This is a genomic window from Kitasatospora sp. NPDC056181 (genome assembly GCF_042266225.1).
In the GTDB taxonomy this organism is placed as follows: Bacteria; Actinomycetota; Actinomycetes; order Streptomycetales; family Streptomycetaceae; genus Kitasatospora.
Genome location: NZ_JBHJUK010000099.1, coordinates 13,639 through 35,387 on the forward strand (window position 1 = coordinate 13,639; position 21,749 = coordinate 35,387).

The following is a 21,749-nucleotide window of genomic DNA, read 5'->3' on the forward strand; positions in this document are numbered from 1 at the left end:
CGGCCGCGGAGCCGGACCGCCGGGCCGTTGGGCGCCGGGCCGCCGGACGGCCGTCCGCCGACCGTGGGCACGTTCCTCGGCGGTCCGCGCGGCGGGCCGGGGCACTACCATTTCCTGGGGCGCCCCGGCTTGGGAGGAAAGACGACGTGACCACGGTCTGCCGTATCTGCGCGGGCACCGGCCGCACCGCCGGTCTCAGCTGCCGCACCTGCCAGGGCACCGGCACCACCGAGGTCGGCGGCGGGGGCGGCAACTGCTTCCTCTGCGACGGCACGGGCGTCTACGTCCGCTACCGGGTCGACGCCGCCGGCGCCAAGCACGCCTACCGCGACGAGATCTGCCGCACCTGCGACGGCACCGGCAACCGTGCCCCCTCCACCTGGGACGAGGCCTCCTGACCGTCCGGCCGTCCGGCGGCGTGGCCGTCCGGGTGTCCGCGCCACCGTTCGTCCGGGCGTCCGCGCCAGCGTTCGTCCGTCCGCGCCACCGCTCGTCCCGGCGTCCTCGCCACCGTCCGTCCGGCGCCTGACGGTGCGACTCCTGACCGGTCGGCACGTGCGGGTGCATCAGGGCCGGTGGGAGGGCGGATGATCGCGTCCGGTCCGCACGCGCACCGAGGCTTTGCCGAAGCATGGTCGAACATTGGCGTTCGACTGACCGGCGCGCCGGTGCTCGTTCACCGCACGTCCGTGTCCGGTCCACGCTCCGCTGGAAGAGTCCCGCCCATGGATATCCCCAACATGGGCGTGCCCGCGAAGCTCGCCGACCGCATGAGCATGGCCGAGCAGCACGAGTACCTGCGGGCCCGTTTCTCCCGCCGCCGGATGCTGCGCACCGGCGCCGTCACCGTCGGCGCGCTGGCCGTGGGCGGTGCGCTGGGCAGCGGCACCGCGACCGCCGCGCCGGCCTCCCCGCAGCTGCTGACGGGCGGTGTGACCGACGGCGTCGACGGCTCGCTGGTCGCCCCGATCGGCCGTCACCTCGCCTTCGGCCCCGAGCCGGACACCCAGTTCCGGGTCTCCTGGCAGGTCCCGGCCCCGGTGAAGAAGCCGTTCCTGCGCTACGGCAAGCACCCGTGGGACCTCAGCCACAAGGTCCAGGCCGAGGTGCGCGCCCTGCACACCCCCGCGCTGACCCCGACCGGCCAGCCGGTGGACCAGTACTACCTGCACGTGGCGCTGGAGGACCTCCAGCCCGACACCACGTACTACTACGGTGTCGGCCACCAGGGCTTCGACCCCGCCTCGCAGCAGGCGATCTCCACCCTCAACACCTTCCGCACCGCGCCCTCGCGCGACCACCGCTGGGGCAAGGTGTACGAGCCGTTCACCTTCACCGCCTTCGGCGACCAGGGCGTCAGCGCGCACGCGGCCGGCAACGACCACATCATCCTGGCCCAGAACCCGGCCTTCCACCTGCACGCCGGCGACATCTGCTACGCCGACCCGGCCGGCTCCGGCACCGACCCCGACAAGTCGGTCTACAACGCCCGCACCTGGGACGACTTCCTGGTGCAGACCGAGACGGTCGCGTCGAAGGTGCCGTGGATGGTCTCCTACGGCAACCACGACATGGAGGCCTGGTACTCGCACAACGGCTACGGCGGCGAGAACACCCGGTTCTACCTGCCGGACAACGGCCCGGACCCGCGGACCGTCCCCGGCGTCTACTCCTTCCGCTACAAGAACGTCGGCGTCATCTCGCTGGACGCCAACGACGTCTCCTACGAGATCCCGGTCAACCTGGGGATCTCGGCGGGCAAGCAGACCTCGTGGCTGCAGCGCACCCTCAAGGACCTGCGCAACGACGAGACCATCGACTTCATCGTGGTCTTCTTCCACCACTGCGCCTTCTCCACCACCCACCAGCACGCCTCCGAGGGCGGTGTCCGCGAGGCGTGGGTGCCGCTGTTCGAGAAGTACCGGGTGGACCTGGTCATCAACGGCCACAACCACGTCTACGAGCGCACCGACGCGATCCTGGGCAACAAGGTCTCCAAGGCGGTGCCGAGCGGCGCCACCATCGAGCCCGCCACCGACGGCGTCGTCTACGTGACGGCGGGCGCGGCCGGCCGGAGCCTGTACCGCTTCGACGCCCCGGACACCTACGAGGGGCACGAGCAGCGCCTCGACTCGGTGGAGACCTACCACTTCGCCAAGGGCGGCGTGAAGGTCACCGAGACGGTCGAGTGGTCGCGGGTCCGCTACACCGGCTACTCCTTCATCAAGGTCGACGTCACCCCGGCCCACCTGGGTCAGAAGTCGTCCATGAAGGTCACCGCACTGGCCGAGGACGGCACGCAGGTCGACCACTACACGATCCTGCGCAAGGTCGGCGAGGGCTGGGACGGCAAGACGGACGACGACGGCGAGGGCGGCGGCTGGGGCTGGTGACGGACCGCGCCCGGTAGGCGCTTCGGCGCTCCCGGGCGCCGGCGCTCGCCGGATCACGCCTTCCGGCGCGCCCCTGCTCCGACGACGGCCCGGCCGGGGCCGAACCCAAGCTCCCGGCCGGGCCGTCGCGCGTCGTCAGAGGGCGGCCAGCTGCTCCGCCAGGGTGTCGCTGTGCTGGAAGGTCAGCCCGGCCAGCGCGACGTGCTTCCACCGCACCGTGCCGTCGGAGTCCAGGACGAACACCGACCGGCGCAGCCCGAGCCCGGGCACCGCGATGCCGTACGCGCGGACGACGGTCCGCTCCGGGTCGGCGAGCAGCGGGAAGCCCAGACGGTGCTTGCGGGCGAACTGCTCGTGGCTGTCCAGCCCCTGGGGGCTGATGCCCCACACGGTGGCGCCGAGCCCGCGGAAGCGGTCCAGGTCGGAGCTGTACGAGCAGAGCTGCTTCGTACAGACGGGGGTGTCGTCGCCCGGGTAGAAGACCAGCACCAGCGGGCTGCCCTTCGCCTCGGCGAGCCGGTACTCCCGGCGCTCCACGGTCCCGCTCTCCTCGTCCAGCAGCAGCCCGGGCAGGGTGAACCCGGGTGCCGGGGCGCCGATCTCGGGTGGTTTCGCCATGGTCGTCCCGTCCTTCGCAAGCGGCAGCGCGGTCGCCGCCCACCCTACGGCCGCCCGGCCCGGGCCCGCCCACCCCGTCGCCGTCCGCCGGATCCTCTCCAATGCCCCTTCCTCGTTGAAGAATTGACGCCGGTACGTGGTGGTGTCATGGCTGTCGTGCAGCGATGTCCGCAAAGTCTTCACTTCATAACGAATCGAGCAGCCCGGTAACGAGTTGTCCCTTCAGTTATTGACGTGGGCCTCGGGTGCGGATTGACTCCGTCCTCTGCCGCAACGCCGCGGCGCAGTCAGGAGGCAATCCCCACCATGAAGAGAACGACCCGGCGCGCGGCCAGAACGACCCGCTGCGTCGCCGCGGGCACGGCAGCCGTGTCGCTGGCCCTCACCCTCGCGGCCTGCGGCGGGAGCGACGCAGGGCCCCGTACGGACGGCGTGGCGAGCACGACCGTCGGTCTGCTGCTGCCCGAAAAGGCGTCCTCCACCCGGTACGAGGCCTTCGACAAGCCGCTGATCGAGTCCACGGTGGGATCGCTCTGCACCGGCTGCGTCGTCGACTACGCCAATGCGGACGGCAACGAGGCCGCCCAGAAGCAGCAGTTCGACGACCTGCTGGCCAAGGGCGTCAAGGTCATCCTGCTCGACCCGGTGAACGCCAAGGTCACCGCACCCTGGGTCGAGGCCGCCGCCGCGAAGGGGGCGAAGGTCATCGCCTACGACCGGCTGGCCGAGGGCAAGGTCGCCGCGTACGTCTCCTTCGACAACCAGCGCACCGGCGAGATCCAGGGCCAGGCCCTGCTGGAGGCGCTCGGCCCGAAGGCCTCCTCCGCCTCGGTCGTGATGATCAACGGCGCCGAGTCCGACCCCAACGCCGCGATGTTCAAGACCGGCGCGCACCGGGCGCTCGACGAGAAGGTCAAGAAGATCGTCTACGAGCAGTCCGGCGAGTGGAAGCCGGAGGTGGCCACGGCGAAGATGAACGAGGCCATCCGCACCCTCGGCAAGGACGGCTTCCAGGCCGTGTACGCCGCCAACGACGGCATGGCGGCCTCCGTCATCGAGACGCTGAAGGCGGCCGGGATCAGGAACGTCCCGGTCGGCGGGCAGGACGCCTCGCTGGACGCGGTGCGCCGGGTGCTCTCGGGCGAGCAGGCCTTCACCATCTACAAGCCCTACAAGCCCGAGACGGACGCCGCGGGCAGCATCGCCGTTCAGCTGCTGAAGGGGATGGACATCAGCTCGTCGGTCAGCGCGGTCGTCGACAGCGGCGGGCTGCGCATTCCCTCGCTGCTGCTCACCCCGATCGTGGTGACCAAGCCGAAGGTGCAGGCGACGGTGGTCGGCGGCGGCCTCTACAAGGCGACCGAGATCTGCACCCCGCAGTACGCGGACGCCTGCGCGGCGGCCGGTGTCAGGTAGCGCGCGGAGGCCTGCGGCGGGGCGGCCGTCCGGGTGTCCGGTGTCCCGGCACCCGGATGGCCGTCCGGCTGCGGAGCCGGTCGGTCGCGCACCCGTCCGGCCGCAGAGCCGGTCGGTCGGTCAGTCGTTCAGCGCCGGGGTCCGTACATGATCACGGCTACCCCGGCCAGGCAGATCAGCGCCCCGGCCACGTCGTAGCGGGTGGGCCGGAACCCGTCCACCACCACGCCCCAGAGCAGCGAGCCGGCCACGAAGACGCCTCCGTACGCGGCCAGCACCCGGCCGAAGTGGCTGTCCGGCTGGAGCGCGGCGACGAAGCCGTACCCGCCGAGCAGCACCACCCCGAGCCCGGCCAGCCACCACGGCCGGGACTCGCGCACGCTCTGCCAGACCAGCCAGCAGCCGCCGATCTCGGCGAGCGCGGCGAGGGCGAACAGGGCGGCGGAGCGGAGGACGGTCATGGGCGCCAAGCCTACGAGCCGTAGAGGCCGCCCCCGCAGGACGGGCCGTAGTACTCCTCCAGGGCGGCGTACTCCTCCAGGACAGCCAGGGGTTCGTCCTTGCGCTCCGGCGCCTTGGAGGTCGGCGCGCGCGACGGCGCGGCCTCCGGGGTGCTGCCCGGGGCCCCGGGGGTGCATCCGGGGCCCCGCGGCGGGGCGTCAGACCTGGCGGTAGGTGGTGAGGAAGCGGCCGATGCGGTTGATCGCCGTCTCCAGGTCGTCGGCGCGGGGGAGGGTGACGAAGCGGAAGTGGTCCGGGCGGGGCCAGTTGAAGCCGGTGCCCTGGACGACGTGGATCTTCTCGCGCAGCAGCAGGTCCAGTACGAACTGCTCGTCGTCGACGATCTTGTGCACGGCGGGGTCGAGCTTGGCGAACGCGTACAGCGCGCCCTTGGGCTTGACGCAGCTGACGCCGGGGATCTCGTTCAGCGCCTTGTGGGCGACGTCGCGCTGCTCGGTGAGCCGGCCGCCGGGCAGGACGAGGTCGTTGATGGACTGGTGGCCGCCGAGTGCGGCCTGCACGGCGTACTGGGCCGGGACGTTGGGGCAGAGCCGCATGCCGGAGAGCATGGTCAGCCCCTCCAGGTAGTCGGCGGCGAGCTGCTTGGGTCCGGAGACCACCAGCCAGCCGCTGCGGAAGCCCGCCACCCGGTAGGACTTGGAGAGGCCGTTGAAGGTGAGGGTGAGCACGTCGTCGGCGAGGGCGGCCAGGCAGTGGTGCTCGGTGCCGTCGTAGAGGATCTTGTCGTAGATCTCGTCCGCGAGGACCATCAGGTGGTGCCGGCGGGCGAGTTCGAGGATGCCCTCCAGCAGCTCCTTCGGATAGACCGCGCCCGTCGGGTTGTTCGGGTTGATGACCACGATGGCCTTGGTGCGGGCGGTGATCTTCGCCGCGATGTCGTCGAGGTCGGGGTACCACTCCGCCTCCTCGTCGCAGGCGTAGTGCACCGCCTTGCCGCCGGCCAGCCGGACCACGGCCGTCCAGAGCGGGTAGTCCGGCATCGGGACGAGCACCTCGTCGCCGTCGTCCACCAGCGCCGTGACGGCCATCTGGATCAGCTCGGAGACGCCGTTGCCGAGGTAGACGTCGTTGACGGTGACCCCGTTGACGCCGCGCTGCTGGTAGTACTGCACGACGGCGCGGCGGGCGGGCAGGATGCCGCGGGAGTCGCTGTAACCGTGCGCGTTGGGCAGGTTGCGGATGATGTCCTGGATGATCTCTTCCGGCGCCTCGAAGCCGAACGTCGCCGGGTTCCCGGTGTTCAGCCGGAGCACGCTGTGCCCGGCCTCCTCCAGGGCGTTGGCCCGGTCGACCACCGGGCCCCGGATCTCGTAACACACGTCCGTCAGCTTGCTGGACTGCCGAAACTCCATCTGCGGCCTCCCGACCGTCACCCCGCATGGTTCATGGTTACTTTGTTCTACCAAGTAAGCACTTGGAAAGTCCAACCTTTTGGCTATGCTGATCCACATGTCACGCCGAAGCTACGACCAGTACTGCGCCGTCGCCCGCGCCCTGGACGCGGTGGGGGAGCGCTGGAGCCTCCTGATCGTCCGTGAACTCCTGGCCGGCCCGCGCCGCTACACGGACCTGCACGCCGACCTGCCCGGCGTCTCCACCGACATCCTCGCCGCGCGGCTCAAGCAGTTGGAGGGCGAGGGCCTGGTCCTGCGCCGCCGGCTCGAACGGCCCGCCAACGCCACCGTGTACGAGCTCACCGAGCGCGGCGCGACGCTCCGTCAGGTGGTCGACGCGCTGGGGGTCTGGGGCCTCGGCGCCCTCGGTGAGCAGCGGCCGACGGACGCGGTGCGGGCGCACTGGGTCACCGGCACCACGGGCGGGTTCGGGACGGAAGGACCGTACGCGGCCGAGGGACCGCACGGGGCGCAGCGGTCACACGGGGCGCAGGGATCGCACGGGGCCGAGGCCGGACGCGCCGTGACGGAGGCCGGGCGTGGGACAGCCGCAGACACGGTGGCGGCGGCGGGTTAGCGTTCAGCGGGTGACGTCCTACGAACTCGCCCAGGTGAATATCTCGCGGATGCTCGAACCCGTCGACAGTCCGCTGCTCGCGGACTTCGTCGCCGCCCTCGGGCGGGTCAACGCCCTGGCCGACGAGGCCGACGGCTTCGTCTGGCGCCTCAAGGAGGACGGCGGCTACGCCACCGGATTTCGGATCTTCGACGACGAGTGGCTGCTGGTCAACCTCTCCGTCTGGCGGGACCCCAAGGCGCTCGACGCCTACGTCTACCACCCCGAACACCGGGCGGTCATGCGACGCCGCCGCGAGTGGTTCGCCCGCCCTACCGAGGCGATGACCGTCCTCTGGTGGGTGCCGGCGGGTCACCGCCCCACTCCGCAGGAGGCCCAGCAGAAGCTCACCCTGCTGCGGGCGGAGGGGCCGACCCCGGAGGCGTTCACCATGAGGACGCTGTTCGAGCCGCCGGCGGTCTGACGGCCGCGGTGCGCGGTGCGCGGGGTCGGACCCGGCCGGGCGCGGCCGGGCGCGGCCCGGGTCGTGGCCCGGGCCACGACCGGCACCCCCGTCGCCGGTCGTGGCCCCGCGCCGACGGCTCGAACGCCGCGCACGCGCACACCGCACGCTCCTGCCTCCGGGCTGCCCGGCGCCGTGGCCGGGGCCCGGGGAACGGGCGGTGAGGTCGCATCACAGTGCCGGGCACCGATAAACGGGTGATCGGTGATCGATGAGCGGTCGCGTTGATGCGGTGTGCTGCTGCGGTCCCCTCGATGCGGTCCTGCCGACGCGAACCCGTCCGGGCCGGAAGCGGACGAGCCCCGCCGTCGCACGCCGGGGCCCTGCGCGTACGATCGTCGGGCTATGGAGAACACAGCGGAGAAGAGCGCGCCCAGCGTGCCCACCACGCCCACCGGAGAGCCCACTCACGCCGCTCCCGGTGGCCGGACCGGTCGGACCGGATACGCCGGCTACGTCGCCGTCGGGGACTCCTTCACCGAGGGCATGTGCGACGAGCTGCTCCCCGACGGCCAGTACCGCGGCTGGGCCGACCGGGTCGCCGACCGCCTCGCCGCCGAGCAGCCAGCCGGCGCCTTCCGGTACGCCAACCTCGCCGTCCGGGGCAAGCTCATCGGCCAGATCCACGACGAGCAGGTTCCCGCCGCCACCGCGATGGGCGCCGAACTGGTCACCCTGGCCGGCGGCCTCAACGACGTGCTGCGCCCGCGCTGCGACATCGCCCGGGTCGAGGAGCTGCTCGGCCGCTCCGCCGCCGCGTTGCGCGCCACCGGCGCCACCGTGGTGATGTTCACCAGTACCGACCCCACCCGCAGGATGGCCGGCAGCGCCCGGCTGCTCCCGGCGATCCTGCGGATGAAGGCCTTCGTGCACGAGCTCGGCCAGGACCCGGGCATCGCGGTGGTCGACCTGTTCTCCGCGCCCTGCTTCGACGACCGCCGGCTCTGGGCCGAGGACCGCCTCCACCTCTCGCCCGAGGGTCACCGCAGGGTCGCCGAGGCCGTACTGGAGTCGCTCGGCCGGCCCGCCTCCTTCGACTGGCGCGCCCCGCTGCCGGCCGCCGCGCCGCGCGGCCGCTCCGAGAAGCTGGCCGCCGACGCCCGCTGGGCCCGCACCCACCTCGGCCCCTGGCTCGGCCGCCGCCTCACCGGCCGCTCGTCCGGCGACGGCCGGCCCCCGAAGCGCGCCGAACTGCTCCCGTACGAGCCGTCCGACCACTAGCTGGTCCGAAGGGCTAGTTGGTCCGAGGGGCCCGCGGGGTCGGGGCGGGCGCTCGTCCGGCGGGGCCGGCGGGCAGGGTGGCGCGCCGGTCAGCCCCGGAAGAGGTTGTGGCCGACGTCGGACGGCACCTCGTCCTGGTACGGGGTGCTGTCCGGGCCGGGAACCTCCTCGCCGGGGACCGGCTCGGAGCCCTCCCGGTGCAGCAGCACGACGCCGCCCTCGGACCAGATCTGCCGGTAGCCGTGCGCCAGCAGCAGCTCGATCCGGGCCGCCTGCTCGCGGTCCGTCTTGAACGGGAACGCCCGCTTGTCGGAGCGGATCAGCACGTACTCGCGGCCGCGCGGCTTCTCGTCCACCAGGACGACGTCGGTCCGGGCGGAGAGCCGCGGCGCGGCCTGGTTGTCGGCCTCGACCGTGGCGCCGTCCGGGATCTGCCCGGCGCCCCGGAGCAGCGCCGCCTCGCTGGGCTTGGGCTGCCAGTAGGCGGGGACGAACAGGTTCGCCGCGCCCAGCGGCAGCGCCGCCACGACCGTCACGGCCGCCGCCGCCACACCGAGCCGGCGGGTCAGTGCGTGGCCGTGGTGGCGGCCCAGCACCTCCAGCGCCGCCACCAGCAGGATCGGCCAGAGGAACGCGTCGTAGTGCCGGGCGATCGACCAGTGGTTCGGGTTGCTGGACAGCACCCGCTCCGCGAGCAGCGGCAGGGCGCAGAGCACCGTCGCCGAGCGGAGCGGGAGAAGGAACAGGGTGCCGAAGATCCAGAGCAGCAGCAGCGGCTTCAGCGGTGCGTCGAAGAGCGCGGAGACGAGGAGGGTGGGGTCCCGGAGGACGTGGGAGAGCGCGTCGCCGCCGTCCGTGCCCAGCGACTGGTAGTTCCAGTAGTAGCCCGGCGCCCCGCCCATCGCGGGGATCAGCCAGGCGATCGCGGCGGCGGAGGCCAGCGGACCGCCCACCAGGAAGCCGGTGCCCCAGCGGGCGCTCTGCCGGCGGCGCTCGCGGTCCTCGTCCCGGCGGGCCCGCAGCAACAGCACCAGTCCGTACGCGCCGACCGCCAGGCCCATGTCCTCCTTGGTGCAGCAGAGCAGCAGCCCCGCCAGCGCGGCCGTGGCGTAGCGGCGGGCCATCCCGCGCTCCAGCATCAGCAGGGTGAGCGGCACGGCGAACGCGACCTCGTGGAACCCGCCGCGCGAGGCCACCAGCAGCGGCCAGCCCAGCCCGTACGCGAGCCCCGCCAGGTCGGCGGCACGGCGGGCGGTGCGCGGGTCGGCGTCGGCGAAGCAGCGGTCCGCCACCCGCCGGATCAGCGGCACCCCGGCGGCGAAGCAGAGGGCCTGGCCGATCAGCAGGGACCGCGGGTCGTCCCAGATCCAGTAGAGCGGCGCCATCAGCGCGATCACCGGCGAGAAGTGGTCGCCGAGGAGGGAGAAGCCCGGGGGGAACGCGTGGTGGAAGCTCTTCAGCGACGACACCGGCAGGCCGAAGTGCGCGTAGCCGCGCACACCCTGGTCGAAGATGCCCAGGTCGAACCCGCCCAGCTGGAGGGTGGTCCACTGCTGGGCGGCGATGCCGAGGCAGACCGCGAAGCAGAGCAGGGTGAGGGCGGCGGTGCGGGCCCGGGGGGAGAGGCGGAGAGCGTCGCCGGCCCGGGCGGGACCGGCCTCGGTGGCCTCGGCGGCTCCACCGGCCCTGGCGGGCCCGGTGCCCTCGGCGCCCTGGGTTCCCTCGGTGTCCGGGTACGCCGTCACGTCGTGCCGGGACATGCCTGCTTCCTCCACTGATCGGTTTGCCGACCGGGGTCGTGATCGGCTTGCTCCGGGTGTCTCCGGTGCCCCCGATTCCGCACGGACCCGAACCGGACCCGCGCCGGACCCGCTCCGGACCCGCTCCGGATCCGCTCCGGACCGTTCCGGACTTGCACCGACACCGGCCGACCACACTAACGGACCGCCGTGACCCGGCCCCCGGTTCCCGGCCCGCCGCGGACGCGACGATGGTGTCGGTACGCTCTACCGGGGACCGGACCGGCCGGGTCCCGCCGCAGTACGGAGGACCAGCAGCACAGTGACCGAGCCCACGCCTGATTCCCCGGCCGCCTCCGCGCCCGCGCCGCTGAACCTGCTCTCCGACTGCGGGAACTGCTTCGGGCTGTGCTGCGCCGCGCTGCCGTTCGCCGCCGGCGCCGACTTCGCCGTCGACAAGCCGGCCGGCACCCCGTGCCGCAACCTCCGGACCGACTTCAGCTGCGGCATCCACGCCCAGCTGCGCGACCGGGGCTTCCAGGGCTGCACCGTGTACGACTGCTTCGGCGCGGGCCAGCACGTCTCGCAGGTCACCTTCGGCGGCCGGAGCTGGCGGGAGGAGCCGGCGAGCGCGAAGCGGATGTTCGACGTGTTCCCCGTCGTACGCCAGCTCCACGAGCTGCTCTGGTACCTCACCGAGGCGCTCACCTTCGCCCCCGCCCGCCCCGTTCACGCCGAGCTGCGGCGGGCCCTGGCGGAGACCGAACGGCTCGCCGCCGGCACCCCCGAGGAGATCCTCGCGGTCGACGTCCCCGCCCACCGGCAGGCCGTGGCCGAGCTGCTGCTCAAGGCGAGCGAACTCGTCCGCGCTGCGGTGCCCCGCCGACGCGAGCACCGGGGCGCGGACCTGTTCGGCGCCCGCCTGCGCGGGGCGGACCTGCGCGGTGCCAACCTGCGCGGCGCGCTGCTGGTCGCCGCCGACCTCTCCGGCGCCGACCTGCGCCTCGCCGACCTCGTCGGTGCCGACCTGCGCGACGCCAACCTCGTCGGCGCCGACCTCACCGAGGCCCTCTTCCTCACCCAGGCCCAGCTCAACGCCGCCCGCGGCGACGCCACCACCCGCCTGCCGGAGACGCTCACCCGCCCCGCCCACTGGCCCGCCACGGCAGCCGCGTCGGCCCCTTCGGCGCCTTCGGCCCGTCGGCCCCAGGGCGGGCGTCACCGGCCGCGCAAGTCCCAGCCGGGCTCCGGCCAGGGCAAGCCCCGCCGCTGAGGCCACGCTGCCGTGAGCACACGGTGGCACTGAGCCCGCGCTGATCCCGCGGCCCGAGTGGAGCCTGAGTGGAGCCCGAGTCGAGCCCGCGCTGAGCCCGCGCTGAGCCCGAGTGGAGCCCGAGTGGAGCCCGCGCTGAGCAGGACGCCGGGCCCGGCCGCCGCCCGCCGCCCGGCCCCGGCGGCCCTCCGGGATCGTCACCCGCCGTATCGGGGGCGTGACCGGGACCTGGGGCCCATGCGTCCGGGACCGGGAAGGGGTGACGGTGGAGGCGTCCCCCCGAGAACGGGCCGGAATCGGAGCCGGCCCACCCGCACAGCCCGCTCGTCCGGGCGTGGAGCGGCGGGCGCGTGACGATGGTCAGGACTCCTCGGCCAGGTCTCGCCGACGCCCACACCCAGTTGGGAACCCTCCACCATGAACGACCAACCGACCCGGAATCCCTCCGTCGGTGCCACGGTGCTCCTCCGCGAACCGGGCGGGAGGCCGGGCGAGGTCCTCGCCCACGGCTTCCTGACCGGAACGACCACCGTCCTGGTCCCGGACCCACCCGTGGTGCTCGGCGACCCCTGGCGGCGGTTCCTCGTCCACATCTCGCAATCACCCGACCCGGGCGGGGGCGCCGAGACGATCCCGGCGGCCGGGCTCAACCTGGCCGCGCTCGTCGTGGACGGCATCCGGGCATCCGCCGCCGTGCTGCCGCTGGTCCGGCCGTCGCGGCACACCGAGGCCGCCCCGGACATCACCCGGGACGGACTCACCGAGAGCGTGCTGCGCCACCGGGGTGACCTGTGGGCCGCGTACGCCGACCTCGGCTATCCGGTCGCCCGCCCGCCGGACGCCCTCGCGCCGCCGCCGGAGGCCTGGTGGCTCGCCGCGGCCACAGCCGATGTCGCGATCTTCATCGAGGGGGTCTGCTGCCCCTCGACGAGCTGCTGCGTCCGCATCGCCCCGGACGAGAAGCGTCCGGGCGGGACCCCCTGACGAGGAGGCGGACACCGTGGTGCGGGCCGGTCAGCGCAGGTGGGTGCAGTCCGCGCGCCTCCAGGACGCCGCACTGGCGCTGGCGGTCGTCATCCCGGAGCTGTTCTACTTCGGCACGCCGGTCGTGCCGGGGACGACCTGGCCGGATCGCCTGCTGCAGATCGCCCTGGCCCTGCCGGAGGTCGTCGCACTGACCTTCCGGCGCCGGTGGCCGGTCGCGGTGTTCGCGGTCGTCTGGGCGGTCGCGGTCGTCGGCGACGCGCTGACCATCAGCACGCACTTCGGGTTCACGCCGTACTTCGGACTCCTCATCGCCCTCTACACGGTGGCCCGCCAGTGTCGCCGGGCCGCGGCCCTGACGACCCTCGCCCTCGCGTTCGTCCCCGCCTCCCTGGACACCTGGTACACCGTGTCCGGCCAGCCACCCGGGTACGCGACCCCGGTGCTCATCGTGGACCTCGCCTTCTACCTGCCGGTGACGGCCGTCGCCTGGGGCGTCGGCCGCTGGAGCCGGGCCAGTGCGGCCGCCGCCGAGCACGACCGGCGCGAACTCGCCCGGGCCCGCCAGGCCGTCGCCGCCGAGCGCACCCGGATCGCCCGCGAGCTGCACGACATCGTCGCGAACGCCGTGGCCGTCATCGTCCTCCAGGCCGAGACCGCCCGGGCCACGGCGCCCGCCGATCCGGCCGGCACCGCCGAGGCGCTCACCCACATCGAGAACCTCGGCCGGAGCGCCATGGCCGAACTGCGCCGGATGCTCCGGCTGCTGCGGACCGCCGACGCACCCCTCGACCACGCCGTCCGGCACGGCCTGGCGGACCTGGCGCCCCTGCTGGAGGACGTCCGGCGGGCGGGGGTGGTGATCGACCTGGAGGTGAGCGGCACGCCGGTGCGCCTCGACGACAGCCTCGACCTGACCGCCTACCGGCTGGTACAGGAGGCCGTCACCAACGTCACCAAGCACGCGGGGCCCGGCAGCCGCGCGGCCGTGCGGATCACCTGGTCCGACGTCCTGAAGGTCGAGGTGGTGGACGACGGCGCCGGCCGCCGGCCCGAGGCTCGGCGGGAGCTGTCGACCGGCCACGGGCTGATCGGGCTCGCCGAGCGGATCGCGCTGTTCGGAGGGGAGCTGACCGCCACGCCGTACCGCTCGGGCTTCCGGGTCGCCGCCACGCTGCCGCTCTCCCCGGAGCCGGCACCTTCGCCGGGGGCGTGACAACGCGTCGGGCCGTGCGGACCGTTCCGTCCCCTGCCGAGGCCGGCGCACCCCGGCCGACGCACCCCGGCCGGGCCCGTCCCGGCCCGCCGGCCGGCTACTCCGCGAGCAGCCGCGCGCGCAGCTCGCCGATCAGTCCCTCGTCGATGCCGAGCTTGCCGGTGGCGTAGGCACGCACCGAGCCGTGGGCCCGGGTGAGGTCGGCGAGCGCGAGTCGGATCACCGTCTCCGGTGCGCGCCCGAAGCCCGGCCAGCGCAGCTCGCGCCCGGGGTTGGCAGCGTGCCAGTCGGCCACCAGCCGCGGGGTGGCCAGCTCGGTGAGCGCGAAGTCCGCGGCCACGTCGTCCTCGGAGACCCCGAGCAGGGTCAGCACCAGCGCGGCGATCAGCCCCGTGCGGTCCTTGCCCGAGGCGCAGTGGAACACCACCGGCCGGTCGGCCGTGGCGATCAACTCCAGCACCTCCCGGATCTCCACCACCCCGTCCTCGGCCACCTCGGCGAACCGGTCGGCCAGGTAGCGCCAGGGGTCGAGCCCCGGGTCGATCTCGGCCTGGTCGTACGGCCGGTGCTCGATCGAGAGGTTGTGGTACGCCACCCCGTCCAGCTCGGCGATCCGCCCCCGGCGGGCGATCTCCCACGGGTAGCGCAGGTCGATCACGGTCCCGATGCCGAGTTCCCGGAACCGCTCCAGGTCGGCGGCGGAGGAGAGCTTCCCGAGCGAGTCCGACCGGTAGAGCCGCCCCCAGCGCGTCGAAAGACCGTCAGCTGTCGAATAGCCGCCCAGGTCACGGAAGTTGCAGAGGGCGTCGAAGGCGATGTGGCGTGTCATGCCCGCACCCTATCGAGCGCATCCTTCGTCGGCCTCCGGCGTGGTCGTCGGACCGGCGCAGGCGCCACGCCCGGCTCCTCGCTCCGGAAAACGGGTTGCCTGACGCCGGTCAACATGCGTACGGTGGTGCCACTCTGACGAGATGAACGCTCTCTGGAACGAAAGCCGCAGAACGGGAGCAGGCCCGCGCACAGCGCGCGGTGCTACGGAGGGGCGGCACGCAGATTCGGCATGCCCTCCGGAGGTTTCCCCCCATGAAGATCGGCCTTGGCCTTCCCGTTGACGACCCCGCCCAGCTCCTGACCTGGGCCCGGCAGGCCGACGCGGGCCCGTTCAGCACGATCGGCCTGCTCGACCGGCTGGTGTACGACAACCCCGAGCCGCTGGTCGCGCTCGCCACGCTGGCCGGAGCGACGTCCCGCATCCGGGTCCAGACGGAGGTGCTGATCGCACCGCACCACAACACCGCCCTGCTGGCCAAGCAGACCGCGACCCTCGACCGGCTCTCCGGCGGGCGGTTCACGCTCGGCATCGGCATCGGCGGACGCGAGGACGACTGCCTGGCCGCCGGCATCGACCTCCGCCGTCGCGGCCGCAGGCTCGACGAGCAGATGAAACTGTTGCGCCGGGCCTGGTCCGGTGCGCCGTACGGCGAGGGGGTCGGCCCGATCGGGCCCGCTCCCGCGACGCCGGGCGGCCCCGAGGTGCTGTTCGGCGGGTTCGCGCCGGCGGCGATCGAGCGGGTCGGCCGGTTCGGGGACGGCTTCCTCGGCGCGGCGCTGCCGCCGCAGACCATGGACGGTCTGTACCGGCAGGTCGAGGCGGCCTGGGAGCGGCACGAGCGCCCCGGCCGGCCGCGGCTGGTCGCCCAGGCGTCGGTGGCGCTCGGCCCGGAGGCCACGGTCGAGAGCGCCCGCCGCAACCTCCACGACTACTACGCCTTCACCGGACGCGCCGAGTGCATGGCCAACAGCCTGCTCACGACGCCGGAGGCGATCCGGGCCGCGGTGGAGGGATACCGCGGGATCGGGGCCGACGAGGTGGTGCTGTACTGCTGGGCCTCGGACGCCGCCCAGGTGGACCGGCTCGCCGACGCGCTGTTCTGACGGTCGGCGCCCCCGGGCGGTGCGCTCCCTGCGCACCGCCCGGGGCTGCGACCCGCCGCCGTGCTCGGCGACATAGGCTCAGGGCCATGGACGAACGAATCGAACGGGCCCAACTGCTCTGCGACCGTGCCACCTTCGGCGGCGAGACGGAGGCCCTTCCGGCCGCCGGACGCGAGCTGGACGCCGTCGAGGCGGACCTTTCGCTCGCCCGGGGCCGTGTTCTCCACGCCCGCCACCTCCAGGAAGGCACCGCCGACGCGGACGAGTTGGTGTTCTTCGAGCGGGCCGCCCGGCTCTACCACGCCCTCGGTGACCAACCGGGCGAGGCCGAGGCGGAGTTCTGGACCGGCGTCTACCGCCAGGTGGTCCAGGGCGACCACGACTCCGCCCTCCCCGCCCTCCACCGCTCGCGCGAGCTCGCGACCGCGGCGGGCGAGAACCGCACGCTCTCCTACGCCCTGCGTCACCTCGGCATCGCCGCCCACATGGCCGGCGAACTGGCGGACGCCCGCGCCCTGTTGGAGGAGTCCACCCGGCTGCGGCGCGACCTCGGCTTCGCCGCGGGCGTCGCCGCCAACCTGGTCGGGCTCGCGTACCTCACCGCCGCCGAGGGGCGTCCCGGTGACGCGCTCGCGCTGCTGGACGAGGCGGCCGCCCTCGCCGCAGGAGCCGACGCGAAGGCCGTCCTGCGGTCGGTGGACGAGGCGCGCGCGGCCTTGGGCTGAGGGGCGGGCGCCGGTCAGGCGGCCAGGACGCGGTCCAGCGCCTCCCGTCCCGCCCGTCCCCAGTGCGGCTGCCCGCCGGCCAGGCCGCGTTCCCATGCCTGGCCGATGCCGATGAGGGAGAGACTGAGCAGGACGGCCCAGCCCCTGGCCCGGCTGATCACCGCCGCGTCGCCAGCGGCGGAGACGCCGGAAGCATCGACAGTGACGCCCGCAGAGGCCTCGGCGGAGACGCCGGCGCGGGCGTCGGCATAGGCGTCGAAGAAGTGCGCGGCCGCGCCGGCCGGGAGGAGCAGCCATGCGGCGGCGATGTCCGTGGCGGGGTCGCCGGCGCAGAGTTCACCGAAGTCGATCACGCCGGACAGGGTCCCGCGCGAGACGACGGCGTTCCCGGGGTGCAGGTCGCCGTGCAGCCAGAGCGGCGGGCCCGTTCGGTCGGGAGCCGCGACGGCCTCGTCCCAGACGTCCCGGGCCCCGTCGGGGACGCGGCCGGGGGCGATGTTCCGGAGCCGCCGGTCGTACTCGTCCGCGACCGTCCGGAGGGGAACGCCGCGGTACGAACCGGCCGGTGCCCCGGTGGGGGCCGGCCGGTGGAGCGCCCCGAGGAAGCCGGCCAGGATCTCCGCGGCATGACGGCCGCGGCTGATCGGCGCCCGGTCGAGCGGTTCGCCGGGGACCCACCGTACGACGGACCACGGCCGGGGGAAGCGCGCGGACGGCTCACCGGCCCGTACGGGGGCGGGGACGGCGAGCGGCAGGCGCGGCGCCAGAGCGGGAAGCCACCGCCGTTCCTTGCGCAGCAGTGCCGGTGCTCGTTCGGTGCGCGGCATCCGTACGGCCAAATCGGTTCCGAGGCGCCACAGTTGGTTGTCCCAGCCGCCGGGTACCGGGTGGAGGTCGCGGTCCGCGAGGTCGGGATGCTGTTCGTGCAGGAGGGATCGCACGAGGCGTTCGTCGATGTCGGGGCCGCCCATGGGCACAGTATCCACTCCGGGGAAGGCGGGCACGTGGGCCGGCCGGCCGCGGAACCGCCCCCGGGGCGGCTCCCCGACGGCGATCCTCAGACGCTGCGGTCGGCCAGCACCTCGCGGATGACGTGGCGGGAGTTGGCGGCCAGTGAGGGGTTGGTGCTGCGGTAGTAGGGGAGCTGGATCAGGGCGATGGAGAGCGCCCAGGCGCGGCCGCGTTCCCAGGTGGCGTCGTCGACGGCGAGCGCGGAGCGGAAGACGGGGCGGGCGGTGGCGGGGAGGAGGTTCCAGGCGACGATGAGGTCCGCGGTCGGGTCGCCGACACCCATCAGGCCGAAGTCGATGACGGAGACGAGGTGTTGGTCGGCCAGCAGGACGTTGCCGGGGGAGAGGTCGCCGTGCATCCAGGAAGGCCGGGCGGTGGGTTCGGGGAGCTGAAGGGCCTTGTCCCAGAGGGCGGTTGCCGCTGTGGTGTCGATCGTCCCGGTCAGCCGGCCGATCGCGGCCCGGGTGGCGGCGTCCCGGGTGGCGAGCGGGACGCCGCGGGAGGACGACGGGGCGCCGGCCGGGTCGGCCGCACGCAGCGCGCTGACGAACGCGGCGAGGTCCTGGGCCAGTCGCAGGGGTGCGGTGACCGAGCCGACGACCGGGTTGGCGCCGCCGCGCCAGCGCAATACCGACCACTCCCAGGGGTAGCCGGAGGCCGGCCGGCCGTGGGCGATCGGTTCGGGGATCGGCTGCGGCAGGTGCGGGGCCAGCCTCGGCAGCCACTGCTGTTCACGGGCGACGCTGTCGGCGGCCCAGCTCACCCGGGGCAGCCGGACGGCGAGTTCGGGCCCGAGGCGGAACATGGCGTTGTCCGTCCCGGCGGAGGGCACCCGTTCGAGCGTCAGCCCCCTCCACTGCGGGAACTGGGCGGCGAGCAGCCGCCGGACCAGGGCGGCGTCGATGTCCGGTTCGTCGTCGTGCGGGTGGTTGTGCATCCGAGCGGCAGCGCACATGCCCGGCACTGTACCGCCAGGTGGAGCGGCGAGTTGGGTGAATTTCGAACATGATTGAGTGGTGACATGACGATCGGATGGGACCGTTGGGTCATGTGGGGGGCGCTCGGGGGATCGGCCACGCTGGCCGGTGCTGCCGTGGTGGGCCGGGTGAACGCACGCTCGGGCGGGCTGCTGGTCCTGCGCGAGTGGCTCGACGAGCCCCTCCTGTTCGGGACGTCGGCACTGGTGCTGCTCTTCGTGGCGCTGGTCCTCGGGCGTTCGCACGGCTGGTTCCGCAGCGCGCTCGGTGCCGTGGTGCTCACGCTGATCGTGGGGAGCGTGCCGCTCTGGCTCCTCGTCGGCGCCTTCTCGGACGACCTCAGGACGACCCGCACCGAGGCGGCACCGGGCCGGCCCGACCGCCGTCTGGTGGTCAAGGAGGGGACGTCCGGGCTCGGACCGGACCCGTACTCCTACGTCTACGTCGACGACGGCTCGGGCCTCAGCGTCCGCCGCTGGCAGGTCGCGGACATCGACCGCCACGGCATCAAGGAGCTCGTCTGGGTCGGGCCGGACCAACTGCGCCTGGTGACCGGCCTCGGACGGACCCACCTGATCCGGATCGCCGACGACGGCCGCCCGTCCCCGACCGTCGACGAGTGAACGGCGGCCCGCGCCACGCCCGGCGGGCACGGGCGCGGCCGGGAGCCGTCACCGGGCAGTGCCAGAATGCAGGGACATACGGGGACAGCAACTCTGGAGAAGGTGACCGGCTCAGTGACCACGCCAGTCGAACAGGCGGCCAAGCAGGCCCAGCAGGCGATCGAGCGGAAGATCGCCGAGGAGCTGGGCGTTCGCGACGGGCAGGTGAAGGCGGCGGTCGAGCTGCTGGACGGCGGGGCGACCGTGCCGTTCGTGGCCCGGTACCGCAAGGAGGTCACCGGCTCGCTCGACGACACGCAGCTGCGCACGCTGGAGGAGCGGCTGCGCTACCTGCGCGAGTTGGAGGAGCGCCGCACCGCCGTCCTGGAGTCGATCGAGTCGCAGGGCAAGCTGGACGACGCGCTGCGCGCGCAGATCCTGGCCGCCGACTCGAAGGCGCGGCTGGAGGACATCTACCTGCCGTACAAGCCGAAGCGGCGCACCAAGGCGCAGATCGCCCGTGAGGCCGGCCTGGAGCCGCTGGCCGACACGCTCCTCGCCGACCCGGAGCAGGATCCGGCCGCGCTCGCCGCGGCGTACCTGAACGAGTCGGTGGCGGACGCGGCCGCCGCGCTGGAGGGGGCCCGGTCGATCCTGGTCGAGCGGTTCGGCGAGGACGCGGACCTGGTGGGCTCGCTGCGCGAGCGGATGTGGACGCGGGGCCGGCTGGTCGCCACCGTCCGGGACGGCAAGGAGCAGGAAGGCGCCAAGTTCGCCGACTACTTCGACTTCGCCGAGCCCTACACCAGGCTTCCCTCGCACCGGATCCTGGCGATGCTGCGCGGCGAGAAGGAGGAGGTGCTGGACCTCGACCTCTCCCCGTACGACGGTGAGGAGGCCGGCGACCTCCCGGGCGGGAGCGACTACGAGCAGCGGATCGCGGCGCGCTTCGGCGTCGCCGACCACGGCCGCCCGGCCGACAAGTGGCTCGGCGACACCGTGCGCTGGGCGTGGCGGACCCGGATCCTGGTCCGGCTCGGCATCGACCTGCGCGGCCGGCTGCGCCAGGAGGCCGAGGACGAGGCGGTGCGCGTCTTCGCCGCCAACCTGCGCGACCTGCTGCTGGCCGCCCCGGCGGGCACCCGCGCCACGATGGGCCTGGACCCGGGCTTCCGGACGGGCGTGAAGGTCGCGATCGTGGACGCCACCGGCAAGGTCGTCGCGCACGACACGATCTACCCGCACCAGCCGGCCAACAAGTGGGACGCCTCGATCGCCACCCTGGCGGCGCTGGCGGAGAAGCACGCCGTCGACCTGGTGGCGATCGGCAACGGCACCGCCTCCCGGGAGACCGACAAGCTCGCCGAGGACCTCATCAAGCGCCACCCGGAGCTGAAGCTGACCAAGGCGATGGTCAGCGAGGCCGGCGCCTCGGTCTACTCGGCCTCCGCGTTCGCCTCGCAGGAGCTGCCGGAGCTGGACGTGTCGATCCGCGGTGCGGTCTCGATCGCCCGCCGTCTCCAGGACCCGCTGGCCGAGCTGGTCAAGATCGACCCCAAGTCGATCGGGGTCGGCCAGTACCAGCACGACCTGAGCGAGGTGAAGCTCTCCCGCTCGCTGGACGCCGTGGTCGAGGACTGCGTGAACGCGGTCGGGGTGGACGTCAACACCGCCTCCGCGCCGCTGCTGACCCGGGTCTCCGGCATCACCGGGACGCTCGCCGACAACATCGTCGCGCACCGGGACGCCAACGGCCCGTTCCGCACCCGCAGGGCGCTCAAGGACGTCGCCCGGCTCGGCCCGAAGGCCTTCGAGCAGTGCGCGGGCTTCCTGCGCATCCCGGACGGCGACGACCCGCTGGACGCGTCCAGCGTGCACCCGGAGGCGTACCCGGTGGTGCGGCGGATCCTGGCCGCGACCGGCGGGGAGCTGCGCGGGCTGATCGGCAACGGCACCGCGCTGCGGGCGCTGCGGCCCGGCGACTTCGCCGACGACACCTTCGGCATCCCGACCGTCACCGACATCCTCGGCGAGCTGGACAAGCCGGGCCGCGACCCGCGCCCGGCGTTCCGCACCGCGACCTTCAAGGAGGGCGTCGACAAGATCGGCGACCTGGAGGTGGGCATGGTGCTGGAGGGTGTGGTCACCAACGTCGCGGCCTTCGGCGCCTTCGTGGACGTGGGCGTCCACCAGGACGGGCTGGTGCACGTCTCGGCGCTGTCGAAGACCTTCGTCAAGGACCCGCGCGAGGTGGTCAAGCCCGGCGACATCGTCACCGTCCGGGTGACGACCGTGGACGTGCCGCGCAAGCGGATCGGGCTGACCCTGCGGCTGGACGACGAGGTCGGGCGCGAGCGGGGCGGCGACCGCGGCGGGCCGCGCGGGAACGACCGGGGCGACCGCGGGAACGACCGCGGCGGCGACCGGGGGGCGCGGCAGGGGCGCCCGCCGCGCCAGGACCGCCGCGGGCAGGGCGGTGGCTCCGCCGCGGGCGGCCAGGCCGCGCCGGCCAACAGTGCCATGGCGGACGCGCTGCGCCGGGCCGGGCTGACCGGCGGCGGCTCCGGCTCCGAGGGCGGCCGCCGCTCCGGGCGGCGCTGAGTCCGCGGACGTACGACAGCGGCGGGCCGGTGGACTGCACGTC

The 21,749-nt window shown here is 73.7% G+C and carries 20 protein-coding genes; 13 read left to right on the top strand and 7 right to left on the bottom strand.

Annotated elements, in window-relative coordinates:
- Positions 1-146: 146 nt before the first annotated feature.
- Both ACFC1F_RS29890 and ACFC1F_RS29895 read left to right on the top strand, forming a co-directional pair.
- Positions 147-398, top strand: coding sequence for a hypothetical protein (locus ACFC1F_RS29890; RefSeq protein ID WP_148645711.1), 252 nt, complete (start codon positions 147-149; stop codon positions 396-398).
- A 327-nt stretch (positions 399-725) separates the two neighbouring features.
- Positions 726-2,393 (top strand): fibronectin type III domain-containing protein, encoded by a 1,668-nt coding sequence (locus ACFC1F_RS29895; protein WP_376162928.1) that lies wholly within the window; start codon positions 726-728, stop codon positions 2,391-2,393.
- A gap of 135 nt (positions 2,394-2,528) precedes the next feature.
- On the opposite strand, the gene ACFC1F_RS29900 is transcribed toward ACFC1F_RS29895, so the two are convergent.
- Complete coding sequence (locus tag ACFC1F_RS29900; protein ID WP_376162930.1) at positions 2,529-3,011, bottom strand: peroxiredoxin; 483 nt, start codon at positions 3,009-3,011, stop codon at positions 2,529-2,531.
- Positions 3,012-3,317: 306 nt separating this feature from the next.
- On the opposite strand from ACFC1F_RS29900, the gene ACFC1F_RS29905 reads away from it, so the two are divergent.
- On the top strand, positions 3,318-4,427 hold the full coding sequence (locus tag ACFC1F_RS29905; RefSeq protein WP_376162932.1) for a sugar ABC transporter substrate-binding protein: 1,110 nt from the start codon (positions 3,318-3,320) through the stop codon (positions 4,425-4,427).
- A 128-nt stretch (positions 4,428-4,555) separates the two neighbouring features.
- On the opposite strand, the gene ACFC1F_RS29910 is transcribed toward ACFC1F_RS29905, so the two are convergent.
- Complete coding sequence (locus ACFC1F_RS29910; RefSeq protein ID WP_148645715.1) at positions 4,556-4,888, bottom strand: YnfA family protein; 333 nt, start codon at positions 4,886-4,888, stop codon at positions 4,556-4,558.
- Positions 4,889-5,086: 198 nt separating this feature from the next.
- On the bottom strand, positions 5,087-6,301 hold the full coding sequence (locus tag ACFC1F_RS29915; protein WP_209414308.1) for a pyridoxal phosphate-dependent aminotransferase: 1,215 nt from the start codon (positions 6,299-6,301) through the stop codon (positions 5,087-5,089).
- A 97-nt stretch (positions 6,302-6,398) separates the two neighbouring features.
- On the opposite strand from ACFC1F_RS29915, the gene ACFC1F_RS29920 reads away from it, so the two are divergent.
- The 3 genes from ACFC1F_RS29920 (at position 6,399) to ACFC1F_RS29930 (ending at position 8,643) form a co-directional block, all read left to right on the top strand.
- On the top strand, positions 6,399-6,920 hold the full coding sequence (locus tag ACFC1F_RS29920; RefSeq protein ID WP_376162935.1) for a winged helix-turn-helix transcriptional regulator: 522 nt from the start codon (positions 6,399-6,401) through the stop codon (positions 6,918-6,920).
- A 10-nt stretch (positions 6,921-6,930) separates the two neighbouring features.
- Positions 6,931-7,383: a DUF3291 domain-containing protein gene (locus ACFC1F_RS29925; protein ID WP_376162936.1), complete on the top strand. Its 453-nt coding sequence runs from the start codon at positions 6,931-6,933 to the stop codon at positions 7,381-7,383.
- Positions 7,384-7,767: 384 nt separating this feature from the next.
- Positions 7,768-8,643 (top strand): SGNH/GDSL hydrolase family protein, encoded by an 876-nt coding sequence (locus tag ACFC1F_RS29930; protein WP_376162938.1) that lies wholly within the window; start codon positions 7,768-7,770, stop codon positions 8,641-8,643.
- Positions 8,644-8,732: 89 nt separating this feature from the next.
- On the opposite strand, the gene ACFC1F_RS29935 is transcribed toward ACFC1F_RS29930, so the two are convergent.
- Positions 8,733-10,403, bottom strand: coding sequence for a DUF2079 domain-containing protein (locus ACFC1F_RS29935; RefSeq protein WP_376162940.1), 1,671 nt, complete (start codon positions 10,401-10,403; stop codon positions 8,733-8,735).
- Positions 10,404-10,704: 301 nt separating this feature from the next.
- Between ACFC1F_RS29935 and ACFC1F_RS29940 the strand changes: the two genes are divergently transcribed.
- From ACFC1F_RS29940 to ACFC1F_RS29950, 3 genes are all read left to right on the top strand, one after another.
- Positions 10,705-11,655 (top strand): pentapeptide repeat-containing protein, encoded by a 951-nt coding sequence (locus ACFC1F_RS29940; RefSeq protein WP_376162942.1) that lies wholly within the window; start codon positions 10,705-10,707, stop codon positions 11,653-11,655.
- Positions 11,656-12,072: 417 nt separating this feature from the next.
- Positions 12,073-12,639, top strand: a complete 567-nt coding sequence (locus ACFC1F_RS29945; RefSeq protein ID WP_376162944.1) for a hypothetical protein — start codon at positions 12,073-12,075, stop codon at positions 12,637-12,639.
- Positions 12,640-12,682: 43 nt separating this feature from the next.
- Positions 12,683-13,855 (top strand): sensor histidine kinase, encoded by a 1,173-nt coding sequence (locus ACFC1F_RS29950; RefSeq protein WP_376162946.1) that lies wholly within the window; start codon positions 12,683-12,685, stop codon positions 13,853-13,855.
- 97 nt (positions 13,856-13,952) lie between these two features.
- Here ACFC1F_RS29950 and ACFC1F_RS29955 read toward each other — a convergent pair whose 3' ends face one another.
- Entirely contained in the window at positions 13,953-14,684 is a 732-nt protein-coding gene (locus ACFC1F_RS29955) for a tyrosine-protein phosphatase (protein ID WP_376162948.1), read from the bottom strand.
- A gap of 254 nt (positions 14,685-14,938) precedes the next feature.
- On the opposite strand from ACFC1F_RS29955, the gene ACFC1F_RS29960 reads away from it, so the two are divergent.
- Positions 14,939-15,790 carry an LLM class flavin-dependent oxidoreductase gene (locus ACFC1F_RS29960; RefSeq protein WP_376162950.1) on the top strand — a complete coding sequence of 284 codons (852 nt, stop codon included), beginning with the start codon at positions 14,939-14,941 and terminating at the stop codon, positions 15,788-15,790.
- An 86-nt stretch (positions 15,791-15,876) separates the two neighbouring features.
- Positions 15,877-16,515: a tetratricopeptide repeat protein gene (locus ACFC1F_RS29965; RefSeq protein WP_376162952.1), complete on the top strand. Its 639-nt coding sequence runs from the start codon at positions 15,877-15,879 to the stop codon at positions 16,513-16,515.
- 14 nt (positions 16,516-16,529) lie between these two features.
- Here the strand turns inward: ACFC1F_RS29965 and ACFC1F_RS29970 are convergent, their stop codons facing one another.
- On the bottom strand, positions 16,530-17,486 hold the full coding sequence (locus tag ACFC1F_RS29970) for an aminoglycoside phosphotransferase family protein (RefSeq protein ID WP_376162954.1): 957 nt from the start codon (positions 17,484-17,486) through the stop codon (positions 16,530-16,532).
- A gap of 86 nt (positions 17,487-17,572) precedes the next feature.
- Entirely contained in the window at positions 17,573-18,481 is a 909-nt protein-coding gene (locus ACFC1F_RS29975) for an aminoglycoside phosphotransferase family protein (RefSeq protein WP_376162956.1), read from the bottom strand.
- A gap of 66 nt (positions 18,482-18,547) precedes the next feature.
- On the opposite strand from ACFC1F_RS29975, the gene ACFC1F_RS29980 reads away from it, so the two are divergent.
- A complete protein-coding gene (locus ACFC1F_RS29980; RefSeq protein ID WP_376162958.1) occupies positions 18,548-19,126 on the top strand; it encodes a hypothetical protein in 579 nt (192 codons plus the stop codon).
- A gap of 114 nt (positions 19,127-19,240) precedes the next feature.
- A complete protein-coding gene (locus tag ACFC1F_RS29985) occupies positions 19,241-21,706 on the top strand; it encodes a Tex family protein (protein ID WP_376162960.1) in 2,466 nt (821 codons plus the stop codon).
- Positions 21,707-21,749 lie beyond the last annotated feature (43 nt).

Excerpts from the sequence above, each read along its gene's own strand:
- ACFC1F_RS29895 (WP_376162928.1), top strand. The coding sequence starts at position 726 with ATGGATATCCCCAACATGGGCGTGCCCGCGAAGCTCGCCGACCGCATG.
- ACFC1F_RS29900 (WP_376162930.1), bottom strand. The coding sequence starts at position 3,011 with ATGGCGAAACCACCCGAGATCGGCGCCCCGGCACCCGGGTTCACCCTG.
- ACFC1F_RS29905 (WP_376162932.1), top strand. The coding sequence starts at position 3,318 with ATGAAGAGAACGACCCGGCGCGCGGCCAGAACGACCCGCTGCGTCGCC.
- ACFC1F_RS29910 (WP_148645715.1), bottom strand. The coding sequence starts at position 4,888 with ATGACCGTCCTCCGCTCCGCCGCCCTGTTCGCCCTCGCCGCGCTCGCC.
- ACFC1F_RS29915 (WP_209414308.1), bottom strand. The coding sequence starts at position 6,301 with ATGGAGTTTCGGCAGTCCAGCAAGCTGACGGACGTGTGTTACGAGATC.
- ACFC1F_RS29920 (WP_376162935.1), top strand. The coding sequence starts at position 6,399 with ATGTCACGCCGAAGCTACGACCAGTACTGCGCCGTCGCCCGCGCCCTG.
- ACFC1F_RS29930 (WP_376162938.1), top strand. The coding sequence starts at position 7,768 with ATGGAGAACACAGCGGAGAAGAGCGCGCCCAGCGTGCCCACCACGCCC.
- ACFC1F_RS29935 (WP_376162940.1), bottom strand. The coding sequence starts at position 10,403 with ATGTCCCGGCACGACGTGACGGCGTACCCGGACACCGAGGGAACCCAG.
- ACFC1F_RS29945 (WP_376162944.1), top strand. The coding sequence starts at position 12,073 with ATGAACGACCAACCGACCCGGAATCCCTCCGTCGGTGCCACGGTGCTC.
- ACFC1F_RS29955 (WP_376162948.1), bottom strand. The coding sequence starts at position 14,684 with ATGACACGCCACATCGCCTTCGACGCCCTCTGCAACTTCCGTGACCTG.
- ACFC1F_RS29960 (WP_376162950.1), top strand. The coding sequence starts at position 14,939 with ATGAAGATCGGCCTTGGCCTTCCCGTTGACGACCCCGCCCAGCTCCTG.
- ACFC1F_RS29965 (WP_376162952.1), top strand. The coding sequence starts at position 15,877 with ATGGACGAACGAATCGAACGGGCCCAACTGCTCTGCGACCGTGCCACC.
- ACFC1F_RS29970 (WP_376162954.1), bottom strand. The coding sequence starts at position 17,486 with ATGGGCGGCCCCGACATCGACGAACGCCTCGTGCGATCCCTCCTGCAC.
- ACFC1F_RS29975 (WP_376162956.1), bottom strand. The coding sequence starts at position 18,481 with ATGTGCGCTGCCGCTCGGATGCACAACCACCCGCACGACGACGAACCG.
- ACFC1F_RS29980 (WP_376162958.1), top strand. The coding sequence starts at position 18,548 with ATGACGATCGGATGGGACCGTTGGGTCATGTGGGGGGCGCTCGGGGGA.